General features: G+C 30.4%; 14 protein-coding genes. 1 reads left to right on the forward strand and 13 read right to left on the reverse strand.

Annotated elements, in window-relative coordinates:
• Position 1: 1 nt before the first annotated feature.
• From Q0935_RS11055 to Q0935_RS11085, 7 genes are all read right to left on the reverse strand, one after another.
• A complete protein-coding gene (locus tag Q0935_RS11055; RefSeq protein ID WP_299385868.1) occupies positions 2–2,725 on the reverse strand; it encodes a TonB-dependent receptor in 2,724 nt (907 codons plus the stop codon).
• Between the two features lie 5 nt (positions 2,726–2,730).
• The gene (locus Q0935_RS11060; protein ID WP_299385870.1) at positions 2,731–3,462 is read right to left on the reverse strand and encodes a hypothetical protein; all 732 of its coding nucleotides are present in this window, start codon (positions 3,460–3,462) and stop codon (positions 2,731–2,733) included.
• A gap of 246 nt (positions 3,463–3,708) precedes the next feature.
• Positions 3,709–4,356: an alpha/beta hydrolase-fold protein gene (locus Q0935_RS11065; RefSeq protein ID WP_299253600.1), complete on the reverse strand. Its 648-nt coding sequence runs from the start codon at positions 4,354–4,356 to the stop codon at positions 3,709–3,711.
• A complete protein-coding gene (locus tag Q0935_RS11070; protein WP_055436686.1) occupies positions 4,356–4,685 on the reverse strand; it encodes a hypothetical protein in 330 nt (109 codons plus the stop codon). Before Q0935_RS11070 ends, Q0935_RS11065 begins: the two co-directional genes overlap by 1 nt.
• A 2-nt stretch (positions 4,686–4,687) precedes the next feature.
• Complete coding sequence (locus tag Q0935_RS11075; protein ID WP_299385875.1) at positions 4,688–5,938, reverse strand: dihydroorotase family protein; 1,251 nt, start codon at positions 5,936–5,938, stop codon at positions 4,688–4,690.
• Positions 5,935–7,863 carry a BatA domain-containing protein gene (locus Q0935_RS11080; RefSeq protein WP_299253609.1) on the reverse strand — a complete coding sequence of 643 codons (1,929 nt, stop codon included), beginning with the start codon at positions 7,861–7,863 and terminating at the stop codon, positions 5,935–5,937. The genes Q0935_RS11075 and Q0935_RS11080 overlap by 4 nt, the downstream gene beginning before the upstream one ends.
• Positions 7,864–7,914: 51 nt before the next feature.
• On the reverse strand, positions 7,915–8,922 hold the full coding sequence (locus Q0935_RS11085) for a glycosyltransferase family 2 protein (RefSeq protein ID WP_299385878.1): 1,008 nt from the start codon (positions 8,920–8,922) through the stop codon (positions 7,915–7,917).
• Positions 8,923–9,050: 128 nt separating this feature from the next.
• Between Q0935_RS11085 and Q0935_RS11090 the strand changes: the two genes are divergently transcribed.
• The gene (locus tag Q0935_RS11090) at positions 9,051–10,958 is read left to right on the forward strand and encodes a peptidase M61 (RefSeq protein WP_299385880.1); all 1,908 of its coding nucleotides are present in this window, start codon (positions 9,051–9,053) and stop codon (positions 10,956–10,958) included.
• A gap of 95 nt (positions 10,959–11,053) precedes the next feature.
• On the opposite strand, the gene Q0935_RS11095 is transcribed toward Q0935_RS11090, so the two are convergent.
• The 6 genes from Q0935_RS11095 to pheT all read right to left on the reverse strand — a co-directional run bounded on the left by Q0935_RS11095 (position 11,054) and on the right by pheT (position 19,431).
• Positions 11,054–12,256, reverse strand: a complete 1,203-nt coding sequence (locus Q0935_RS11095) for a GAF domain-containing sensor histidine kinase (protein WP_299253618.1) — start codon at positions 12,254–12,256, stop codon at positions 11,054–11,056.
• 176 nt (positions 12,257–12,432) lie between these two features.
• Complete coding sequence (locus tag Q0935_RS11100) at positions 12,433–13,197, reverse strand: TIGR02757 family protein (protein ID WP_299385883.1); 765 nt, start codon at positions 13,195–13,197, stop codon at positions 12,433–12,435.
• Between the two features lie 49 nt (positions 13,198–13,246).
• On the reverse strand, positions 13,247–14,287 hold the full coding sequence (locus Q0935_RS11105) for a hypothetical protein (RefSeq protein ID WP_299385885.1): 1,041 nt from the start codon (positions 14,285–14,287) through the stop codon (positions 13,247–13,249).
• 130 nt (positions 14,288–14,417) lie between these two features.
• Positions 14,418–15,944, reverse strand: a complete 1,527-nt coding sequence (locus Q0935_RS11110) for a trypsin-like peptidase domain-containing protein (protein ID WP_299385888.1) — start codon at positions 15,942–15,944, stop codon at positions 14,418–14,420.
• A 211-nt stretch (positions 15,945–16,155) separates the two neighbouring features.
• Positions 16,156–17,001: a phosphatase PAP2 family protein gene (locus tag Q0935_RS11115; protein WP_299385890.1), complete on the reverse strand. Its 846-nt coding sequence runs from the start codon at positions 16,999–17,001 to the stop codon at positions 16,156–16,158.
• 3 nt (positions 17,002–17,004) lie between these two features.
• The gene (gene pheT / locus Q0935_RS11120; protein WP_299385893.1) at positions 17,005–19,431 is read right to left on the reverse strand and encodes a phenylalanine--tRNA ligase subunit beta; all 2,427 of its coding nucleotides are present in this window, start codon (positions 19,429–19,431) and stop codon (positions 17,005–17,007) included.
• Positions 19,432–19,434 lie beyond the last annotated feature (3 nt).

A 19,434-nucleotide genomic window follows, 5' to 3' on the forward strand; every position in this document is an offset into this window, starting at 1 on the left:
TTTAAAATTTAAAATTATAAGTTATTGTTGGAACAGGTATTGAAAAAATAGATGTTTTATATGCCCTTATTTTTCCTTCGTTATTTGCAAAATATACAGAATATGGGTTATTTCTTCCTAAGACATTATAAACTGAAATATTCCAAAAACTATGCGCTAGTTTTTTTAATTTATGAGAGCCTTCAATATTAAAACCAATATCTAAACGATAATAATCTGGAATTCTAAATTGATTTCTATCACTGTATAAAACCTGTTCGCTTCCTGCAAAAGTATATTTACCAATAGGGTAGGTAATAGGTCTTCCTGTTTGGTATATAAAGTTTGTTGATACGCTATAACGTTTTGTAATTCTATAGTTTGCAACTAAGCTGAAATCATGAGGCTTATCGTAATTAGCAGGGAAATAATCTCCGTTATTAACTTGTTCTTGTGGAATATCGCTTTTAAGTTTTAAGAAAGCTCTAGAGTAGCTATAACCTATCCAGCCGTTAAGTGCTCCTTTTTTCTTTTTAATTAAAAATTCTACACCGTAAGCTTTTCCTTCTCCTTGTAATAATTCTTGTTCTAAAGATTCATTTAAAATTAATTCAGCTCCAATTTTATAATCTAAAATATCATGCATTTGCTTATAGTAACCTTCTAAACTAACTTCAATATCTGTATCATCAAAATTCTTATAGAATCCTAAAGAATACTGGTTTGCGCTTTGAGGTTTTGTATTTAAGTCTGATAATTTCCAAGTATCTGTTGGAGATATAGTAGTGTTGTTAGAAAGTAAATGTATGTATTGAAGCGTTTTATTATAACTAGCCTTTAACGATAATGAAGGTGATAATAAATAACGTAAAGAGGCTCTATATTCTAAACCTCCATAACTTTTAATTGTTTCATTGTCACTATAAGTATTAACAGCAGTAATCGTCGATTCTCCTTTAGGTCTATTGTCTTCATAAACATTTTGTGTTCCTGGGCCTAAGGAAGCAAATCTAGAATAACGTAGTCCTACATTAAATAGTAGTTTTTCGTTTACTTTATACAAATCTGAAATATAAATAGCAGATTCTAATCCTTTTTCTTTGTTTATACTTTTAGGTACAATAATAGAAATATTTCCAGTTGGATCTATATTTCCTGGTTCTACTTGATAAAGCTTTGTGCTAACTCCATAATCGAATTTATGAGTATCGCTGTGAAGATATTTAAGATTAAGTTTTAGTTGAGTTTCATTAATTTTAAAATCGAATTTAAAATTATTATTCGATTCTGCTTCATAATCTACTCCATATTTATACTGTGTATTTACAGCAATTACTTCACTTTTATGCTTGTCATTTTTAAAAGTGTGATTCCATTTTAAAGATGCAAGTGCATTACTATAGTTAAAAGTTGAATCTGAAGTAATACTAAATTTATCTTTACTATAATAACCGGTTGCTTGAAACGTGTTATTCTCGTTTATTTTATGATTGTATTTTATAAGTCCATCGTAAAATGAAGCTTCACTATTTTGAAGCGTCTCTTCGTCTAAAGATCTTAAAATCCAATTAGAATAAGTTGCACGACCTGCTGCCGTAATGGCAATTTTATCTTTTACAATAGGTGTTTGTATGCTTAAACTTCCAGTAATTGGACCAATGGCGCCTTCTCCAGAAAACTCCTTGTAATTTGGTTCTTTAGATTTTATATCGAATACCGAAGACAACCGTCCTCCGTACTCTGCAGGAATTGTAGCTTTATAAATTTCTAATGATCCTGTTGCAAATGGGTTTACGGCAGAAAAGAAACCTAAGAAATGTGAAGGATTATACATTACAGCATCGTCTAATAGAAATAAGTTTTGATCAGAACGACCACCACGAACATTAAACCCTGCAGAACCTTCACCAGCAGTTTTTATTCCTGGTAATGTAGTAGCAACTTTTAAAATGTCTCGTTCTCCTAATACAACTGGAATGGTTTTTAAACCTTCTATATCAATTTTTGTAACACCTACAACAGCTTCTTTTACATTATTATTTGCTGCAGATTCTAAAAACACTTCACCTAAAGTTTCGGCAGCTTCTGGCATAGCGAGTTTTATAAAACCATCACCATATACTAAAACTTCTTTTACTAAATTTTGATATCCTAAAAGACGAACATTTAATACATTTTTACCAATTGGTAATATTATTGAAAATTTTCCTTTGGCATCTGTAGTTGTATTTTTGCTAATTTTGTCTATTATAATTGCCGCACCTTGAATTGGAGCACGTGTGTTTTCATTTAGTAAAAGCCCAGAAAGAGTAAACTCTTGTGCTTTAGAATTGTTATTTTGTTTTCCAACAGTTGCTAAATTGTTGTTTTCATATTCATTATAAAAAACAGCTTCATTCTCGCTAACTGTTGTTTTTTGTTCTCCAAAAAAGCCTTCAGGTAATTCAGTATATACAAAGCTGTTATTTGTAAGTATTACTTTATTCTCAAAAACGGTGTAATTAATCGAGCTGTCTTTTAATAAATCTTCAAGTATTGTTGTTAGAGGAGTATTGGTATAACTTTTTGTTATTTTATTCTCATCAAGCCAACTGTCCATATAATAAAACGAATGGCTAGTTTTGTTTTCTAGTTGGGTTATAATTTCTTTTAAACTAGAGTTGGTAAAAGAAATAGTTATATTGTCTTGTGCGTAGGAAAAAAACACAAATAGAAGCATGAAAATTAATAGCTTTATTTTCTTCATAGGTCTTAATTTGTGCTGTTGTTTTTTAGTTTAAAATCCATCCATTCGGCAAGGAATAGATAGAAGCCTTCTTCGTCTTTTCTAAAGCGCTCTTTATTTTTTTTAATTATTTTTTTTAAATCTTCTTCATGATTTAAAAATAATTTTTTAAACGAATTTGTAGATTTAATTTCATTAAAAGCACCATTATAAGAGATGTAATAATCTGGCTTGTTAGAATAAAGATGATAAACTCTATTCTTTTTTATTTTTTTTGTTGCTGTTTTTTTACGTTTTGCATACATTGTTATTGTTGCCGACTCGTAAACTACTTCTAGGTAACCAGTAACTTGTTTGTTATTTTCTGTAATTAATTGAGAATTAATAAACGTTTGGTTATTTATTTTGAAACCTGAGACTTTATCTTTAACAAGCTCAATGTTAATGTAACTTCTGTGACCATTAGGTTCGAAAATTAAATTATCATCAAGAATATCATATTTTAAATTAACGTTATAGAATGAAGCATTATCATAAGTAACTTCTCCTTTTATTGGATATGCCGTTTTGTGAAAGTTATGATTGTCTTCTGTATATTTATATACACTAAAATAACGTTTACCATTATAGAGTTTAGTGTTTTCTATGCCTATGGTGTTATCAAATGTATGAAGCATTTCTGCTTCAGACTGTGTTTGTTGGGCGGAAATTAAAAAAGATATGGTAAACAACCATAAGCTTAAAAAGATAGTTTTCAATGGTTTTGATTTATTAGGTTACTAAAAAACAAAAAAAACTACTAATGTATAAACACCTACTTTTAGGATTAAAAAAAAGCAGGTGTTTTGTATATTCAACACTAGTAATTACGATTTTTTACAATTAATTGTAAATTATTCAACTAAATTACATAAAGTGTTGTAATTTCCTAATGATTTTTCATTAAAAGAATGTTTGTTTTGAGAAATATGTAATTTTAATCTTTGAATTAGTTGTTAAGCGGTTTAAATCAAACCAATTAACCACTCCTTTAATTCATAAAAGTTTTGAGGAGCTACGCCATGACCTACAGGAAATTCTGAATATTTGTGTTTAATATTTAAATTTGAAAGGAATTCGGGAGACTTTCTAGCCCAATCTACAGGGATAACTTGGTCTACAGATCCATGAGAACAATAGAAGTTTAAATGTTTGTAGTGGTCTTCTGGTTGCGTTTTAAATAAGTCTTCATTAATATAACCACTTAAAGCGATTACATTATTAATTTTTTCAGGGTAGGTGAGTGCTACAGCATAACTTAAAATAGTACCTTGACTAAAACCTAAAAGCGATACATTATCTTTATTAACAGGATATTCGGCTATTGCTTCGTCTATAAACTTAGCAATTAAATCTCTCGATTCTATTGCTTGTTCATTATCACTCCATTTGCCTTTATCGGCATCAAAATTAATAGCATACCAAGCATTACCATAAGGTTGCATTGGGTAAGGTGCTCTTGCCGAAATAATAAATAATTCTTCTGGTAGTTCGCTAGCAAAAGAAAACAAATCGTTTTCATCGCTACCATAACCATGAAATAAAATAAGAAGTGGCGCATTGTCTTTTAAAGACGATTCGCGTATTACGTGAGTTAGAGATAAATTCTTCATTAGTTACCTAAGTCTTTAAACCATTGTTGAAATTTCTCTCCAACAAAAGGAATTAATTTTGCTTCACCCTTTATGGCAAATATTATTGCGTATAACCAGCTTGAAAATGTAACTAACCATAAAACAGATCCAAACGTACTATTCACATATTTCTCTACAACGTTAGATAGAATAAGCATAAGTATTAAGCCTATCATTTGACGAAGGTGAAAGTTTACAAAAGGATTCTTTTTATCTAAATTCATAAAAACAGCAATAAAAGTACCTATAAATGTTAAGTAGCTAATTATGGCAAGTGTTTTTCCTTCTTCTATGGTTTCTTTGTTCATTTTTATAAAACGGTTTTATTGTTTGCTATTATACCATAAACTTCACCTTTTAAGTCTTTGTTTAAAAACAGACTGTTTTTAGAGGTAGAGTTTATGTTACTAGTTGTAAAGGTGTATTTAGTATCAGGATTAAAGAGCGTTAAATCTGCAGTAATACCTTCTGCTATTATTGAAGATTCAACATTAAATCTGCTTTTTCCTTTAGTTAATAATTGTACAGTTTTCTTTGTCGAAAATAATGTTTGTAAAGCTCCAAAAGCACTTTCAAGACCTATTGTGCCATAGTCTGCATAATCAAATTCTATCTTTTTACTTTCTATAGTTATAGGATTGTGATCACTAGTAACCATATCTATAGTACCGTCTTTTACGCCTTCAATTAAAGCATCGATATCGCTTTGAGTACGTAAAGGAGGTGAAACTTTGTAATGTGTATCGAAATCTTCTAATTCGCTATCTGTTAAACATAAATTATGTACGGCTACACTACAGGTTACGTCTAGTTTTTTCATTTTAGCATTTCTTATTAAATCTACAGATTCTGCTGTAGAGATTGTTGGAATATGTAATTTTCCTCCTGTATATTCTAATAAGTATAAATCTCTAGCCACTTGTAAAGCTTCGGCAAGACTAGGATTTCCTTTTAAACCTAAGCTTGTACTCGTTATGTTTTCGTTCATAACTCCATTACCAGAAATTCTATTTTCTTGTGGGAAAGAGCAAACTAGACCACCAAAATTACTAGCGTATTGTAAAGCTATTTTAAGTAAATTAGGATTGGTAATTGGTTTTTTATAATCTGAGAAAGCGACTGCTCCAGCTGTACTCATATCGTACAACTCAGCTAAGTCTACACTTTCGCTGTTTTTAGTTAAAGCACCAATAGGTAATAAGGTTACAGCATTGTTTTGAGCTTTCATATTAATAAAAGCAATTGATGCGTTTGTATCTATAATTGGATGCGTATTGGCTTCCATAGCAACGGTTGTAAAACCAGATTTTGCTGCTGTTTTTAATCCGTTTTCTATAGTTTCTCTATCCTCGAAACCTGGTTCTCCAAAACACACGCTACTATCGAACCAACCTTGAGAAACATGCAGATTGTCAAGATTAATTTCTTTATAGTTATTTGTGTTTTCAATCGTTTCGGCGATTTTATAAATTTTACCTTTCTCGATTAAAATGTCTTGAGTGGTGTTATGAAAATCACTCTTAGAATCAATTATTGTTGCAGATTTTATAAGTACGTTCATTTAAAATATTTTAAGATGAGCATTTCGAAAACTAAAAGCATTAATGCTAAAATAACAAACCATTTCCATAGCTCGTTCGTTTTATTATCGCTCTTTATAGTATTAAAAACTTCTGAAATAGAATTACTAACCGTTACATTATCTAGATTTGAGAAGTTTTGATAGATTAAATCACTCTCGTTTCTATTGTAATTATAGCTCACATTTTCTATAATTTCAGTTTTGTTTTTTATGTTGTAAATCCCAGCTTTTTCTGGAGTATCTGTTGTTGTAATAGCTACCTTATTATTAAAGTATTGTTGTTGCGGTATTACGTTTGCATTATCATTAACCAAAGTTAAAACGGCATCTTGTTGTAAATCTGTAACCACATCGTAAGTGTTTTCTTTACCAATAGTGTAGTATAGATTAGACAATTTTAAACTGCGTTTAGAGATGTTGTAAAACGTTGGTACAATTAAATTAATATCTTGAAAACTAGAGTTCTTTCTGTTTAAAGCCGAAGTAAATACAAACGCATTGTTGTTTTCTAATAGAAAAGGCTTTCCATCTTCAAACGTTAGTATTGCAGATGCATTTGCTATATTTTGAGGATAGTAAGAATTAATTTTAGGATATTGAAAATTAGATATTTGCTTCTCAAACACGCCATCACTATATAAAGGATGCGAATAATTTATGTTTGTTAATCGTTTTTCTGTTTTAGAAAGTTTAGAAAAAGGAGCAAGGTTATAACTTAATAATAGGTTGTTGTATTCCTGAATATTTATGTCTTCGGAAGGAATAACTACCAAAACGCCACCATTACTTGTAAATGCTTTTAAAGCTGTTGTTAAAGAACTTGGTATTTGTTTTAACTCGTTTAGAACAATAAGATTTTGATTGGTAATATCGCTATAGTTTAACTGATTAAAAGCAGTTGCTTTATAGTTGAATTCGTCTGGAGTATAAATACTTTTTAAGAAATTGTCTTTAGTTTCATTAATTGCTAAAACATTAATTTTTGAGTTGTTATTAATGTTGAAAAACAATGTGTTGTCAAACTGAAGGTTAATATCTTCTATAGTTACTTTTCCATCAATACGTTCGTTTGTTGGTAAGGTAAAAACAGTAGTTGCTTTATCTGTTATTTTAACCGAAGATTTAGTGAGTAAACTTCCATTGTTAAATAAAGAAACTGGAAGGTTTTCTATTGTGTTTCCGTTGTTTTTAAGGCTAACCGTTAATTCTATATTACTAGATGTTCTTTTAGAAATGTAAACACTATCTATAGTGACATTGCTATTATTAACAGGTTTTAATTGTACTAAATTAAGATTAGTATTCTCGTCTCCTTTTGCATTAAAATTGCTGTTTTTTTGCTGAAAATCGCTAATAAAAACTAAGTTTTTAATGGTATTATCGTTTTTCGAGAAGTACTTCTTACTTTTTAGCAAAGCGGCATCGTAAGGTAATTGGTTTGTAGCATAATTAAGTTGCAACAAATCGTTAGTAATAGCTTTTACAGTTGTGTTTCTAAAACTGTTATCGTTTGTAATAAACGAGATGTTTTCATCTTCTGGAACACTACTAATAATATCGCTTACAGCACGTTTTAGTAATTCGCCCTTATCTCCTTTTACTTGCATGCTAAAAGAGTTATCAAGATAAATTACAGTCTCAGATTTAGTATTAAAGGTCTTGTTTTTTGAGGTGTAAGGTTGCGCAAAGGCAATTACTATTGCAGCCAAAATGCACATTCTTGTAAATAAAGTTAACCACTTTTTTATTTGAGCACTTTTACGTGTTTGTAAAGACACTTTCTTTAAAAAGGCAACGTTAGTAAACGCTTCTGTTTTAAATTTACGTAACTGAAATAAGTGAACAATAATTGGGATTAGCAGTAGTAATAAGGCGTAAAGAAGTTCTGGATGTTTAAACTGCATTGCTAATTTTGATTAAGCAAATATAAAACTAATACTGAAATATGAGACCCTTTAGCAAAAGAAAAAATAATCACGCATCGATTCTTTTTTCAATTTAGAAAAATACGTTCTAATAATGGTCTGTTCTTCTTTATTGGCAACGCTTACAATACTTTGAAAATGGGCTAATGTTTCTAAATGTTGAAACGGTTTCATTTCTACATCGTAAATATGTTTTCCTATTTTTTTAGGGTTATCGCAAATCCATTGAAACGGAATATTTAAGGCAATTAATTTTTTAGCAATTGTTTTGCCTTTATTTCCTGCTCCCCAAATGACTAATGGTTTAGATTTATCGAAATCTAATTTTAGAAAATAATGTAGTTTAATGTCTATAAAACTGTTTTCGGCATAATTAGCATCTGTTCTAGAGGCACGTGTACCATAATCTCTCCATAAATGAAGCACTTTATTACACGGTATTACTTTGTAATTAGCTTCGTAAAACCGAAAGGTTAAATCGTAATCTTCTGGGTAGCGTGTAGGATTAAAAGCATCGATACTTAAAAAATCTTCTCTAGCAATCATCCAACATGGAGAAGGGATTACACATTCTTTATAAATTTCAGAATAATTAGTGCCTTCTGTAGTTAAACTGTTTAGCCATTGTTCGTATTTTCTATAGCCATCGCTTATGCCTTCCGCAGAAAAATAACTTACCAAGCCAGTTGCTATATGGTTTTTTCCGTGTAGTTGTAAATTATTAAAGAGTGTTCCAAGTTTAATATCTGGCATAATATCATCACTATCCATTCTAGTAATGTAATCGCCTTTAGATTTTGAAAAAGCCAATTTTAAGGCGTTAATAATACCGGAGCCTTCATTTTTATATAACTTAATTCTATTATCTTTTTTAGCATAATCGTTAACCAAATTATAACTACTATCTGTAGAGTTATCGTCTATAATTAGTAACTCCCAATTAGTATATGTTTGGTTTATTACGGAATTTAAACACTCGCTAAGAAATTCTTGAGTGTTTTTAAAAGGAATTAATACGCTAATTAGTGGCTGCTGCATAGTTGCAATATAATATTCTGAAGCTTTGAATTTAACAGATATTAACAAAATTTTATAATTTGTAAATGTAACAGATTGTACTTTTGGTCGTCATACATTTTTACACCATTAACAAAAAACCAATAATAATGAAAAAACACCTATTAAGTGTTGCATTTGCTGGAGTTCTTCTAGTAGGCTGTAACTCTACAAAAACTGCTAGCGGAAAAGCTACAAACGATTTAGCTTCTTTAAATCCTATTGAAGCAACTTTAGATTTAACTAAAGTAACAAACGATAAAGCACCAGTTGTAATTAATCCTGGACGTTTTGCAGTAGAATCTGTAACGTATAGATTACCAAGAGTAGTACAAGGAACGTATTCTGTTAGTGATTTTGGAAAATATGTAGACGATTTTAAAGCTATTGATTATAAAGGAAACGAATTACCAGTTGTAAAAACAGATACCAATACTTGGACTATTGCAAATGCTGCTAATTTAGACATGGTAACTTACAATGTTAACGATACTTTCGATATGGAAACTCAAGGTGGTGGCATTGGTTTAGAAGTGCCATTTTCTCCAGCAGGAACAAATATTGAGACAACAAACTACGTATTAAACTTACATGGTTTTATTGGATATTTTGATTCTTTAAAAACAGCACAATATAAATTAGATGTTACTGCACCTAAAACAATGTTAAAAACATCTGCTTTACAGGAAACAGGAACAAAAATGAATGACGATGGAGTGTCTATGACTTCTAGTTATTTTGCACCGAGATATTTTGATATTACAGATAACCCAATGTTTTACGGAGCATTAGATGTTGAAGAATTTCAAGTTGGAGATATTAAAATTGTATTAAGTGTATATTCTCCAAACAAAGTGCATACTGCTGAAAAAATTAAAGCAGTGATGGAAAAAATGATGTTAGCTCAAAAAGCATATTTAGGAGATATTAATACAACGCCTCGTTACGATATCTATTTATATCTTTCTGAAGGAAAAGAAGAATCTCCAAAAGGATTTGGAGCATTAGAGCACCATACTTCTACAGTAGTAGTTTTACCAGAAGCTATGCCTTTTGAAGCATTATCTGAAAGTATGATTGATGTTGTTTCTCACGAGTTTTTTCATATTGTAACACCTTTAAGTGTGCATTCTGAAGATGTTCATTATTTCGATTATAACCAACCAACATTCTCTAAGCATTTATGGATGTACGAAGGTGTAACAGAATATTTTGCTACATTATTTCAAGTAGATCAAGGTTTAGTTACTGAAGATGAATTTTTTACTAAAGTAATGGGTAAAATTAAGTCTGCTGCTAACATGAATGATGCTATGAGTTTTACTGAAATGAGTGAAAATATTTTAGACCAACCTTACGCGCCACAATACGGAAACGTATATTCTAAAGGCGCTTTAATAGGTATGTGTATTGATATTTTATTACGTGAAGAAAGTAACGGAAATAGAGGTATTTTATCTTTAATGAAAGAATTATCTCTTAAATACGGAAAAAACAAACCTTTTGTAGATGATAATTTAATTGCTGAAATTACAGAAATGACGTATCCTTCTGTTGGTGAGTTTTTAAATACACACGTAGTTGGTGGAACGCCAATTAACTATAATGACTTTTTTGCTAAAGCAGGTTTAACATTAGCAGAAGCTAAAGTAAAGACAAACTATATCCAGAATGATGGTACTTTAATTTTTGCACCAGATATGGCAACAATGTCTTTACCTTTCTCTGAAGCAGTAAAGAACAATAGTTTCTGGGCAGAAAATGGTGTTTTACCAGGAGATGTTATTAAAACTATCGATGGTAAAGAGTTAACAATGGCTAACGCTCAACAAATGTTAACTGAGGTTTTTATGTGGAAACCAGGAAGAGATATCGATGTTAGAATTGACAGAAAAGGAGAAGAGGTTATTGTAAAAACTACATTAACACAATCTTACACTACTGGTTCTAGTTTAGCAGTAGATCCTAATGCAACAGCTAAGCAAAACACTTTACGTGAAGCTTGGTTAAAAGGATAATATATCCCTTTTAAAGCAAAGACTTTTATATAAAAAAGCCTGTTGAATATTTATATTCAACAGGCTTTTTTGTTTTCTATATGTTTTATTTAATGCTAATGTGATTTAGCTACGGTAAAACTAAAGCTAGTTTTTTCTCCTAATTTAGAATTGACAGCTATTGTTCCTCCTAAAGATTTTACTAAGTTTTGAACGGTGGATAAACCTATGCCATGACCTTTATTTCCATTACGGTCCAAGTTGCCTACAGTAGAAAATAAATCGAAAATAGACTCTAGTTTGTCTTCAGGAATACCAATACCATTATCTGTTATCTCGAAATTATAAAAATCATCTGTTACAAAACAAGAGATATCAATTACTGTATTTTCTTTGTCACTATATTTTAAACTGTTGCCAATAAGATTAAGTAAAATTTGCTCTAAAGCAACATGATTACATTCTATTTCAACATCTTGTTCTGGAAAGTTAATATGACAATTAGTGTTTATTTGAAGTAAATCTACCAAATCTTCTAAGAGATGATTTATATAAAAAGATTCAAAATCACCTTCTACTTTGTCACTTTCGTAATGTTCTAATAAGTTAGAAATATATTCACTTAGAGTAAACGATGCTCTTTTTAAATAGCCTAAATACTCTAATCCTTTTTCATCAAGTTGTCCTTCGTATTTCTTTTTTAAAATATCAGACGTTACTATCATATTAGCTAAAGGCATTTTCATATCGTGAGATACATGACCTGCGAAATTTTTTAATTTTTCGTTTTGTTGTACTAATTCTTTTCGAACTTCTCTAAGTTCTAAATTGTTTTTTCTTAGTTCGAAAAGCTGCACCACTTGTTTTGCTAGCACAATTAGCATTTCTTTTTGTTTCTTATTTAAAACTCGTGGTTTTGTATCAAAAATGCAAAGAGTTCCTAAAGCAAAGCCATCTGCATTTATTAAAGGTGCTCCTGCATAAAATATTGCGTTATGTTCTTTAACTAGTGGGTTGTCTTTAAACCTTTCATCTTCTCTAGCGTCTTCAACAATAAACAAATCGTCTTCGCATAAAACTGCATGTCCGCAAAAAGAAGTAGATCTTGGCGACTCGTTAAAAGGAACACCATGATGCGATTTTAAAAAATTTCTATCAATATCTATAAGTGTTACTAATGCAATAGGAACGTCTATAACATTAGAGATTAAACCTGTAATATTATCGAAATCTTCTTCGGGTAAAGTGTCTAAAAGTAGGTAGGAATTTACGGCTTTAAGCCGAGCAGATTCGTTTTTAGGGATTTTAGGAGCTATCAAATTGAGACTAGAGTTAAGTTGTTTAAAATTAATGGATTAAACTAGTGTGTAATATGTTTATCCTTTTGGTCAAAGTTAAGCAAAATAAAAATTGAAGATTTGATTTTTAAATGATTTGATAGAGAAGGAGTGAAAAGAAATTAATTTAAAGAAATAAATAGTGTTTCTTTTTTTATCTAAAAACCTTCAAAAACGCCTAAGCCAAATAGAGCAAAATCATATTTTACAGGATCGGTTTTGTCTAGTTTTTGTAATGCTGCATCTAATTCGGCTAAAGCCTTACCGTCATTTTGCTTTCGTTTTAAAAGTCCAAGCTTTCTTGCAACATTTCCTGAATGTACATCTAACGGGCAAGATAATTGTGAAGGTGATAAGGATTTCCAAATACCAAAATCAACACCAGTATTATCGTCTCTCACCATCCAACGTAAAAACATGTTTATACGTTTTGCTGCTGAGTTTTTAAGAGGATCGCTTACATGTTTTTGGGTGCGTTGTAAGTGTTCAATTTCGAAAAAGGATTGTTTAAAATAATGTATTGCTTTTTGCAACGAATCCTTTTCGGCATGTTTAGCAAAAACTGCTTCTAAACCGTTGTGCTTAGTGTAAATATGATTTAAGCTTTTTATAAAGGTTATAAAATCTAGTCCATTAAAGGTTCTATGTACAAAAGGTTCTAGTTTTTCTAAATCTTCTTCTTGATGATTCATTATAAAATCGTAAGGAGAATGATTAAGTAAATCCATCATTTTATTAGCATTGTTAATAATGCTTTTTCTGTTTCCCCAAGCGATAGTTGCGCTTAAAAAGCCTGCTATTTCAATGTCTTCTTTTTTACTAAATAAATGTGGAATTTGTATTGGGTCGCTAGTAATAAAATCGGGTCTGTTATATTGTTCTACTTTTGCGTCTAGAAATTCTTTAAGCTCTTTTTTAGTCATCTCTTTATGCCGTTTTGTAATAGTACAGGTTTGTTATTTTGATTACGAGTTACAATTTTACGCCAAATTTAAAACCTAAAGAAAAATTGAATTCTTTATTTTTATTAATAGTCTTTAAATCTTCGTCACGAAAAAAATCATAATGGTTGTTATCATCATCTCTTAAGTTGTGTATTTCATTATCAAACTCTAAAGCTAAGTTTTCTACTTTTCTTAATCTGATACCAAAACCGGAATAGAAATCGAAATAAAACAATTTTCCGACCGGTACATTAATTCCATATTTTAAGTTAATTAAAGTAATGGTCTTTTTTCTGGCAAAATCGTCTGTAATTAATACTATTTCTTGATTTGAGTCAAGTTGCTTTTCAAAATAATCTACGCTATCATTATAATTGTTTTTAATAACCCGAAGTTCTAAACCTAAGTATTCGTTTAAAGTTGAAGCTCCTGTTAAATTAATTTTGTTATACAGTTTTGGTTCAATTCTAAAAGAATAACCTTTATCCTTTATAATGGTAATATTCGATTGATCTCTTAAACGTTCAGAATATTTTGTTCCAAATTCTGCACTTATACTAATGTTGTTTGAAACAAAGTATTCTGTACCTAAAGTAAGCATAGGAGTGGAGAAAACATCTATTGCATTAAGTGGAGAAGTATATATAAAAGTGGTCCCTTTTTTTATTTCATTTATCTTTTTGTGAGATAGGTTGAAGTTGTTATTTATACTGTCCCATGAAAAATGAAGGTTTTTTTTGTAGGTAAAACGTTTCTGGTTAGTTAAATCTACCAGCATACCTAAGCCGTAATTAAATGGGATGTTTGCAAAAAAAGCAATGCTGTTTTTTGCTTTTATATCGAATTCATTTTTATAACCATCTTTTAAGACTATCAAGCTTAAAGAGTCTCTAGATCGTAAAGGTTTTATTTTAATTGGTTGTTTGCCAATAGCGATAGTATCTGTATTATAAACAATATTACTTTCTGTGTCTGAAGAAATAGAAATTTTAGTTGTTTTTCTATTTGTTAATGTAGCGCAAGAGTTTAATAGTAAAACTATGGATAGAAAATAAAGTAATTGCCTCATGTTTGTTTATTTATAGATGCGTAATCTAGTAAAAGGTTGCGTCTTTTCTTTACATAAAAATGCCTCCAAATAGTGTGAAACTTTTTGGAGGCATTTAATAAATTGCTTATTATAATAATATGTTTAATTATTATTTAATAAATAATGCTTTGCTTATTAATTCTGCAGGAATTGCAAATCCTAATCCTTCGATACCAACACCAGATAATTTAGCATTAATAACTCCAATTAAAATTCCTTCTCTACTAATCATTGGTCCACCACTGTTTCCTCCGTTAACACCAGCATCTGTTTGAATTAATTTAACACCATCATTTTCTCTGTCTCCAGAAATAATACCTTTGTTTAAAGTTTGACCCAATTCTACAGTAGTTGGAGTTCCAATAATAAAGATGTCGTCACCAGTTTTGTAGTTTTTAGTTGCTGGTAAAGTAAAATGGCTGTTAAAAGTAGCATCTACTTTTAATAACGCTAAGTCTAAGTTTTCACTCTGTCTTACTAATGTAGCTTTATATTCTTTATTATCTTTTGTTACAACAGTAATGTCTTCTTTAGAATTAGCTACTACATGAAAGTTAGTTAAAATGTAACCATCTGTACTTACTTTAAACCCACTACCATGTCCTTCAGCAACCTTAATAGTAACCGTTCCATTTAATGCAGAATCTACATCGTTAATACTTGTTCCTTTAGATAGTGTAATGTATGGCAGCGTTTTTTGTACAGCAATATTATCTTTACTTAAATGCTCTTTAACTTTTTTGTTATCAATAAAGTTTAAAAAAGATGATGCTATAGCATCTTCAACAGCTAAAAGAGCAGTTGCTTCTTTATTATAATCTATAGAAAACTGTCCAGATTTAGCTTTGTAACTTTTAGTATAGATTGTTTGTCCGTAAACATCTTGAAAATCCCAAGCAACATTAACTTCGGCTTGTAAAAAACTCATTGAACGTTTAGCAGCAGATTGGTATACATACTGTATATCTAATTTGCTAATTTTTGCACTTAAGTATGCAGAGTTTGTTTTGTTTTTAAAAATAGTATTAGTAGAATCTGTGTACTTATACTTTAACAAAAGATTGTTTAAAGACGATGTGAAAATAGAATTATCAAATTCAATTTTATCAACATTAGAATCAACATCTTTAAACTTATTTTTTTTATTCTTTTTTAAAGAACGGTGCTTGATTTTTCTAATTTTTAAAGCTTTCTCATCAAGATCGAATTCTGTATTTTTTACAAAAAGGTATTTTTGATCTTCTGTTTTAACGGCAATAGGAATTAATTTTTCTTTAACTGAAACGTCCTTCTTATAGTTAAAACTTTTAGGTCCGTAGTCCATAAATGGAGGATAGAATAAAACACCAAAAGGAACCCATGATAAAATGTGTAAAGCCGATTTTTGATTTTGGTAATGTATAACGTATTGGTCTTTGAAGCCTTCAGTTTCAATTTTAAGTTGTTTAACCTGGCGATCTCTTGGTAATTTAGATTTTACACTTCTACCAGAGCCTTGTTTTACATCATCTACATAAACTACAGATTTTGCATTTTTGGTTCTTACATTAACATTTTTTTGAACTTTACCATTAAGTATTGATGCACAACTGTTCATCATAATTGTAATAGAAAGTAATAGTAGAATTTTTTTCATTGGTTAGTTAGGGTTTGTTTGGTTAGGTAACAATATTAATAAAAATATAACCAAAAAGCCGATATTTAAGCATAAGTTAAATCTCTGTTAAAAAGAAAAACCATTGCAAATTATGCAATGGTTTGTTTATTAAGTGTTTGTGATGTTTTTTATGCAGACTTGATTAGTTATCAATATTTTGTCTTTAGAATAAATTGGGTATAAATATTAATTAAAAGGTACCAATTAATCCAATTTGGTTACCCGAAAAAGACATGTTCCAAGAAACTGTTTTTTCTTTTTTATAACTGTAAGCATTCGTTTTAAATAGGAATTTGTCAATAGTATCTACAACAGCAATACTTAATACAGCTCCAATTCCAACATCTGTTAACCAATGTGCACCAGCAAATAATCTTGAGACAGGTACAACAGCACCTATAGAGTAAACAGCAACCTTAGACCATGTATTGTTAAACTGTTTTGCTATGGCATGAGACATTGTCATAGAAAGTACGGTATGTCCGGATGGAAACGAATGAAACTCTGGTTTGTTAGACCAAAACCTAAACTCATTACTTTTATTACCATTTAGTGGTCGTGCTCTACCAAAAGCTGTTTTGCTTACACTTTGTATTACTCCTGTAGTAAAAGACGATGCAATAATTAAAACACTCAGTTTTCTTAATTTCTCATTTTTTGTAAACAAACCATAACCATAAAGACCAGCATTAGTCATAAAATAAACCTGCGGACTTCCAAATCGCGTACCAAATTCTTGAAAAAATTGTGGTGGTTTTTGTCGCACAAAAAAAGCACTAGTTTCATCGTCTACAGTAGAAAGCGCTGCGGCTCCAAGAATTACAGTTCCTAAGGTTGTGAAGTCTTTTTTCTTCCAATGAAGCGGTCTTGTAAACGAATGCTTAACTCCTAATAAAGCTTGTTTAGTATCATGTATAAACAAGCTCCCAGTAGAAGAAGTGTCTTTTTGCTTATCATTTACAATACTTTGAGCACTTACTTTAAAAGTAAATAGTATTATAAAAATAAGCGCGATATTTCTAATAGATAATAACATACTTTATCTTAATTCGGCACCTAATTTGCTCTCAAAGTTCTTTTGAAGCTTATTCATTATTTTGTCTACTACTTTATCTGTAAGTGTTTTATGTTCGTCTTGAAACATAAAACTTACAGCATAACTTTTTTTGCCATTAGGTAAGTTTTTACCTTGGTAAACATCAAAAAGGTTTACGTTTTTAAGCAGTTGTTTTTCAGTTTGTTTTGCAATAGTATGTATCTCTTCAAACGTTACTTTATTGTCTAATAATAGAGCGAAATCACGTCTAACTTCAGGATATTTAGCTATTGCTGTAAATTTAATTTTATTACGTTTTGCTATTTCAATTATATTGTCCCAGTTAAAATCTGCAAACAATACTTCTTGACTAATATCAAAATGCTTGTTAATCTTGTTTTTTACAATTCCAAAATCTACTAAAACTGTTTTACCTTGACTATACTGTATACCTTCTGTAAAAGCATCGTTTTTTGTAGGCATTGCTCTATAACGAGAGATCCCTAAACGTTCTAAAGCTGTTTCAATAGTTCCTTTTAAGTAAAAGAAATCTCCTTTTTGTTGCTGAGATGCCCAACTTTCTTGAGATTTATTTCCTGTTACAAATAAAGTTAAATGCTTGTATTCTTCACGTGTACCGTTGTAATCGTGGTATGTTTTTCCAAATTCGAAAAACTTTAAATCACTTCGTCTACGGTTAATATTATAAGACACTGCTTCTAATCCAGAAAATAATAACGACTGTCTCATTACAGATAAATCGTTACTTAATGGGTTTAGCATTGTTATATTATGTTCTTCTTTTAACTGATCGCTAAGTGTAATATAAGTAGGAGTGGTTAACGAATTGGCCATAATCTCAAAGAAACCTTGAGAAGCTAATTGGTTACCAACAACGTTTTGTAATTTATGGTCTTCAAATTTTGAAGAATTAGAGATAGAAGCGTTAAGTTTTGTTGTGGTTTTAATATTATTGTAACCATACACACGTAGAATTTCTTCTATAACATCGGCTTCACGTTGTACATCGTTTCTATAAGCAGGGATAGTTAAACCTAATCCAGTTTCTGTGACATTATTAACTTTAATTTCTAAAGATGATAAAATACTTTTTATAGTTTCCTTATCAATTTCTTGACCAATAAGTTTTGTTACTTTATCGAAAGTTATATGTACTTGAAAGTCTTCAATTTTATTAGAATACGAATCTGAAACATCACTAGTAATTTCACCACCTGCTAACTCTTGAATTAATAATGCAGCACGTTTTAAAGCGTATTCTGTAATGTTTGGATCGATACCACGCTCAAATCTAAAAGAAGCATCAGTATTTAAAGCATGACGTTTAGCTGTTTTTCTAACGATTACAGGATTAAAGTAAGCACTTTCTAAGAAAATTTTAGTAGTATCGGTAGATACTCCAGAGTCTAAACCACCAAAAACACCAGCAATACATAATGGTTTTTTAGTATCACAAATCATTAAATCATCTTCATGTAATTCGCGCTCTACACCATCTAAGGTTGTAAACTTTGTACCTTTAGCAACGGTTTTAACTTCAATTTTATTATCAGAAATCTTATCTGCATCAAAAGCATGAAGCGGTTGCCCTAATTCATGTAAAACATAATTTGTAGCATCTACAATATTATTTATTGGCGATAAACCAATAGCTTTTAAGCGGTGTTGTATCCAAGCCGGAGATTCCGCAACTTTTACTCCAGATATTGTAACACCACAATAACGCGGTGCTAATTCTTTATTTTGTACATCGACATCTATTTTTAAAGAACGACTATCTACGTGAAAAGAACTCACAGAAGGCGTTATTAATTCTAGATTTATATCTTTATGTTGTAAACCAGCTTTTAAATCACGAGCAGTACCAAAGTGGCTCATTGCATCTGCTCTGTTAGGTGTTAAACCTATTTCAAAAACCTGATCGTTTTCAATATCAAATAAATCGGCACAAGCAGTACCAACAATAGTATCTGGATCTAAAACCATAATACCATCGTGAGATTTTCCAAGGCCAAGTTCGTCTTCAGCGCAAATCATTCCAAAGCTTTCTTCTCCACGAATCTTACCTTTTTTAATGGTCCATGCTTCACCTTCCTCAGTATATAAAGTAGTACCAATTGTAGCAACAGGTACTTTTTGTCCAGCAGCAACATTAGGTGCTCCACAAACAATTTGTACGGGAGCATCGGTACCAATATTTACAGTAGTAACCTTAAGTTTGTCTGCATTACTGTGTTGTTCGCAGGTTAAAACTTCTCCAACTACAATACCTTCCAATCCACCTTTTATGCTTTGGTAAGTGTCTAAACCTTCTACTTCAAGGCCTAAATCTGTAAGTAATTCGCTAGTTTGTTCTGGTGTCCAATCTGTCTTTATAAATTGTTTTATCCAGTTGTAAGAAATCTTCATGTG

It is taken from the genome of uncultured Lacinutrix sp. (genome assembly GCF_947500605.1).
Classification (GTDB): domain Bacteria; phylum Bacteroidota; class Bacteroidia; order Flavobacteriales; family Flavobacteriaceae; genus Lacinutrix.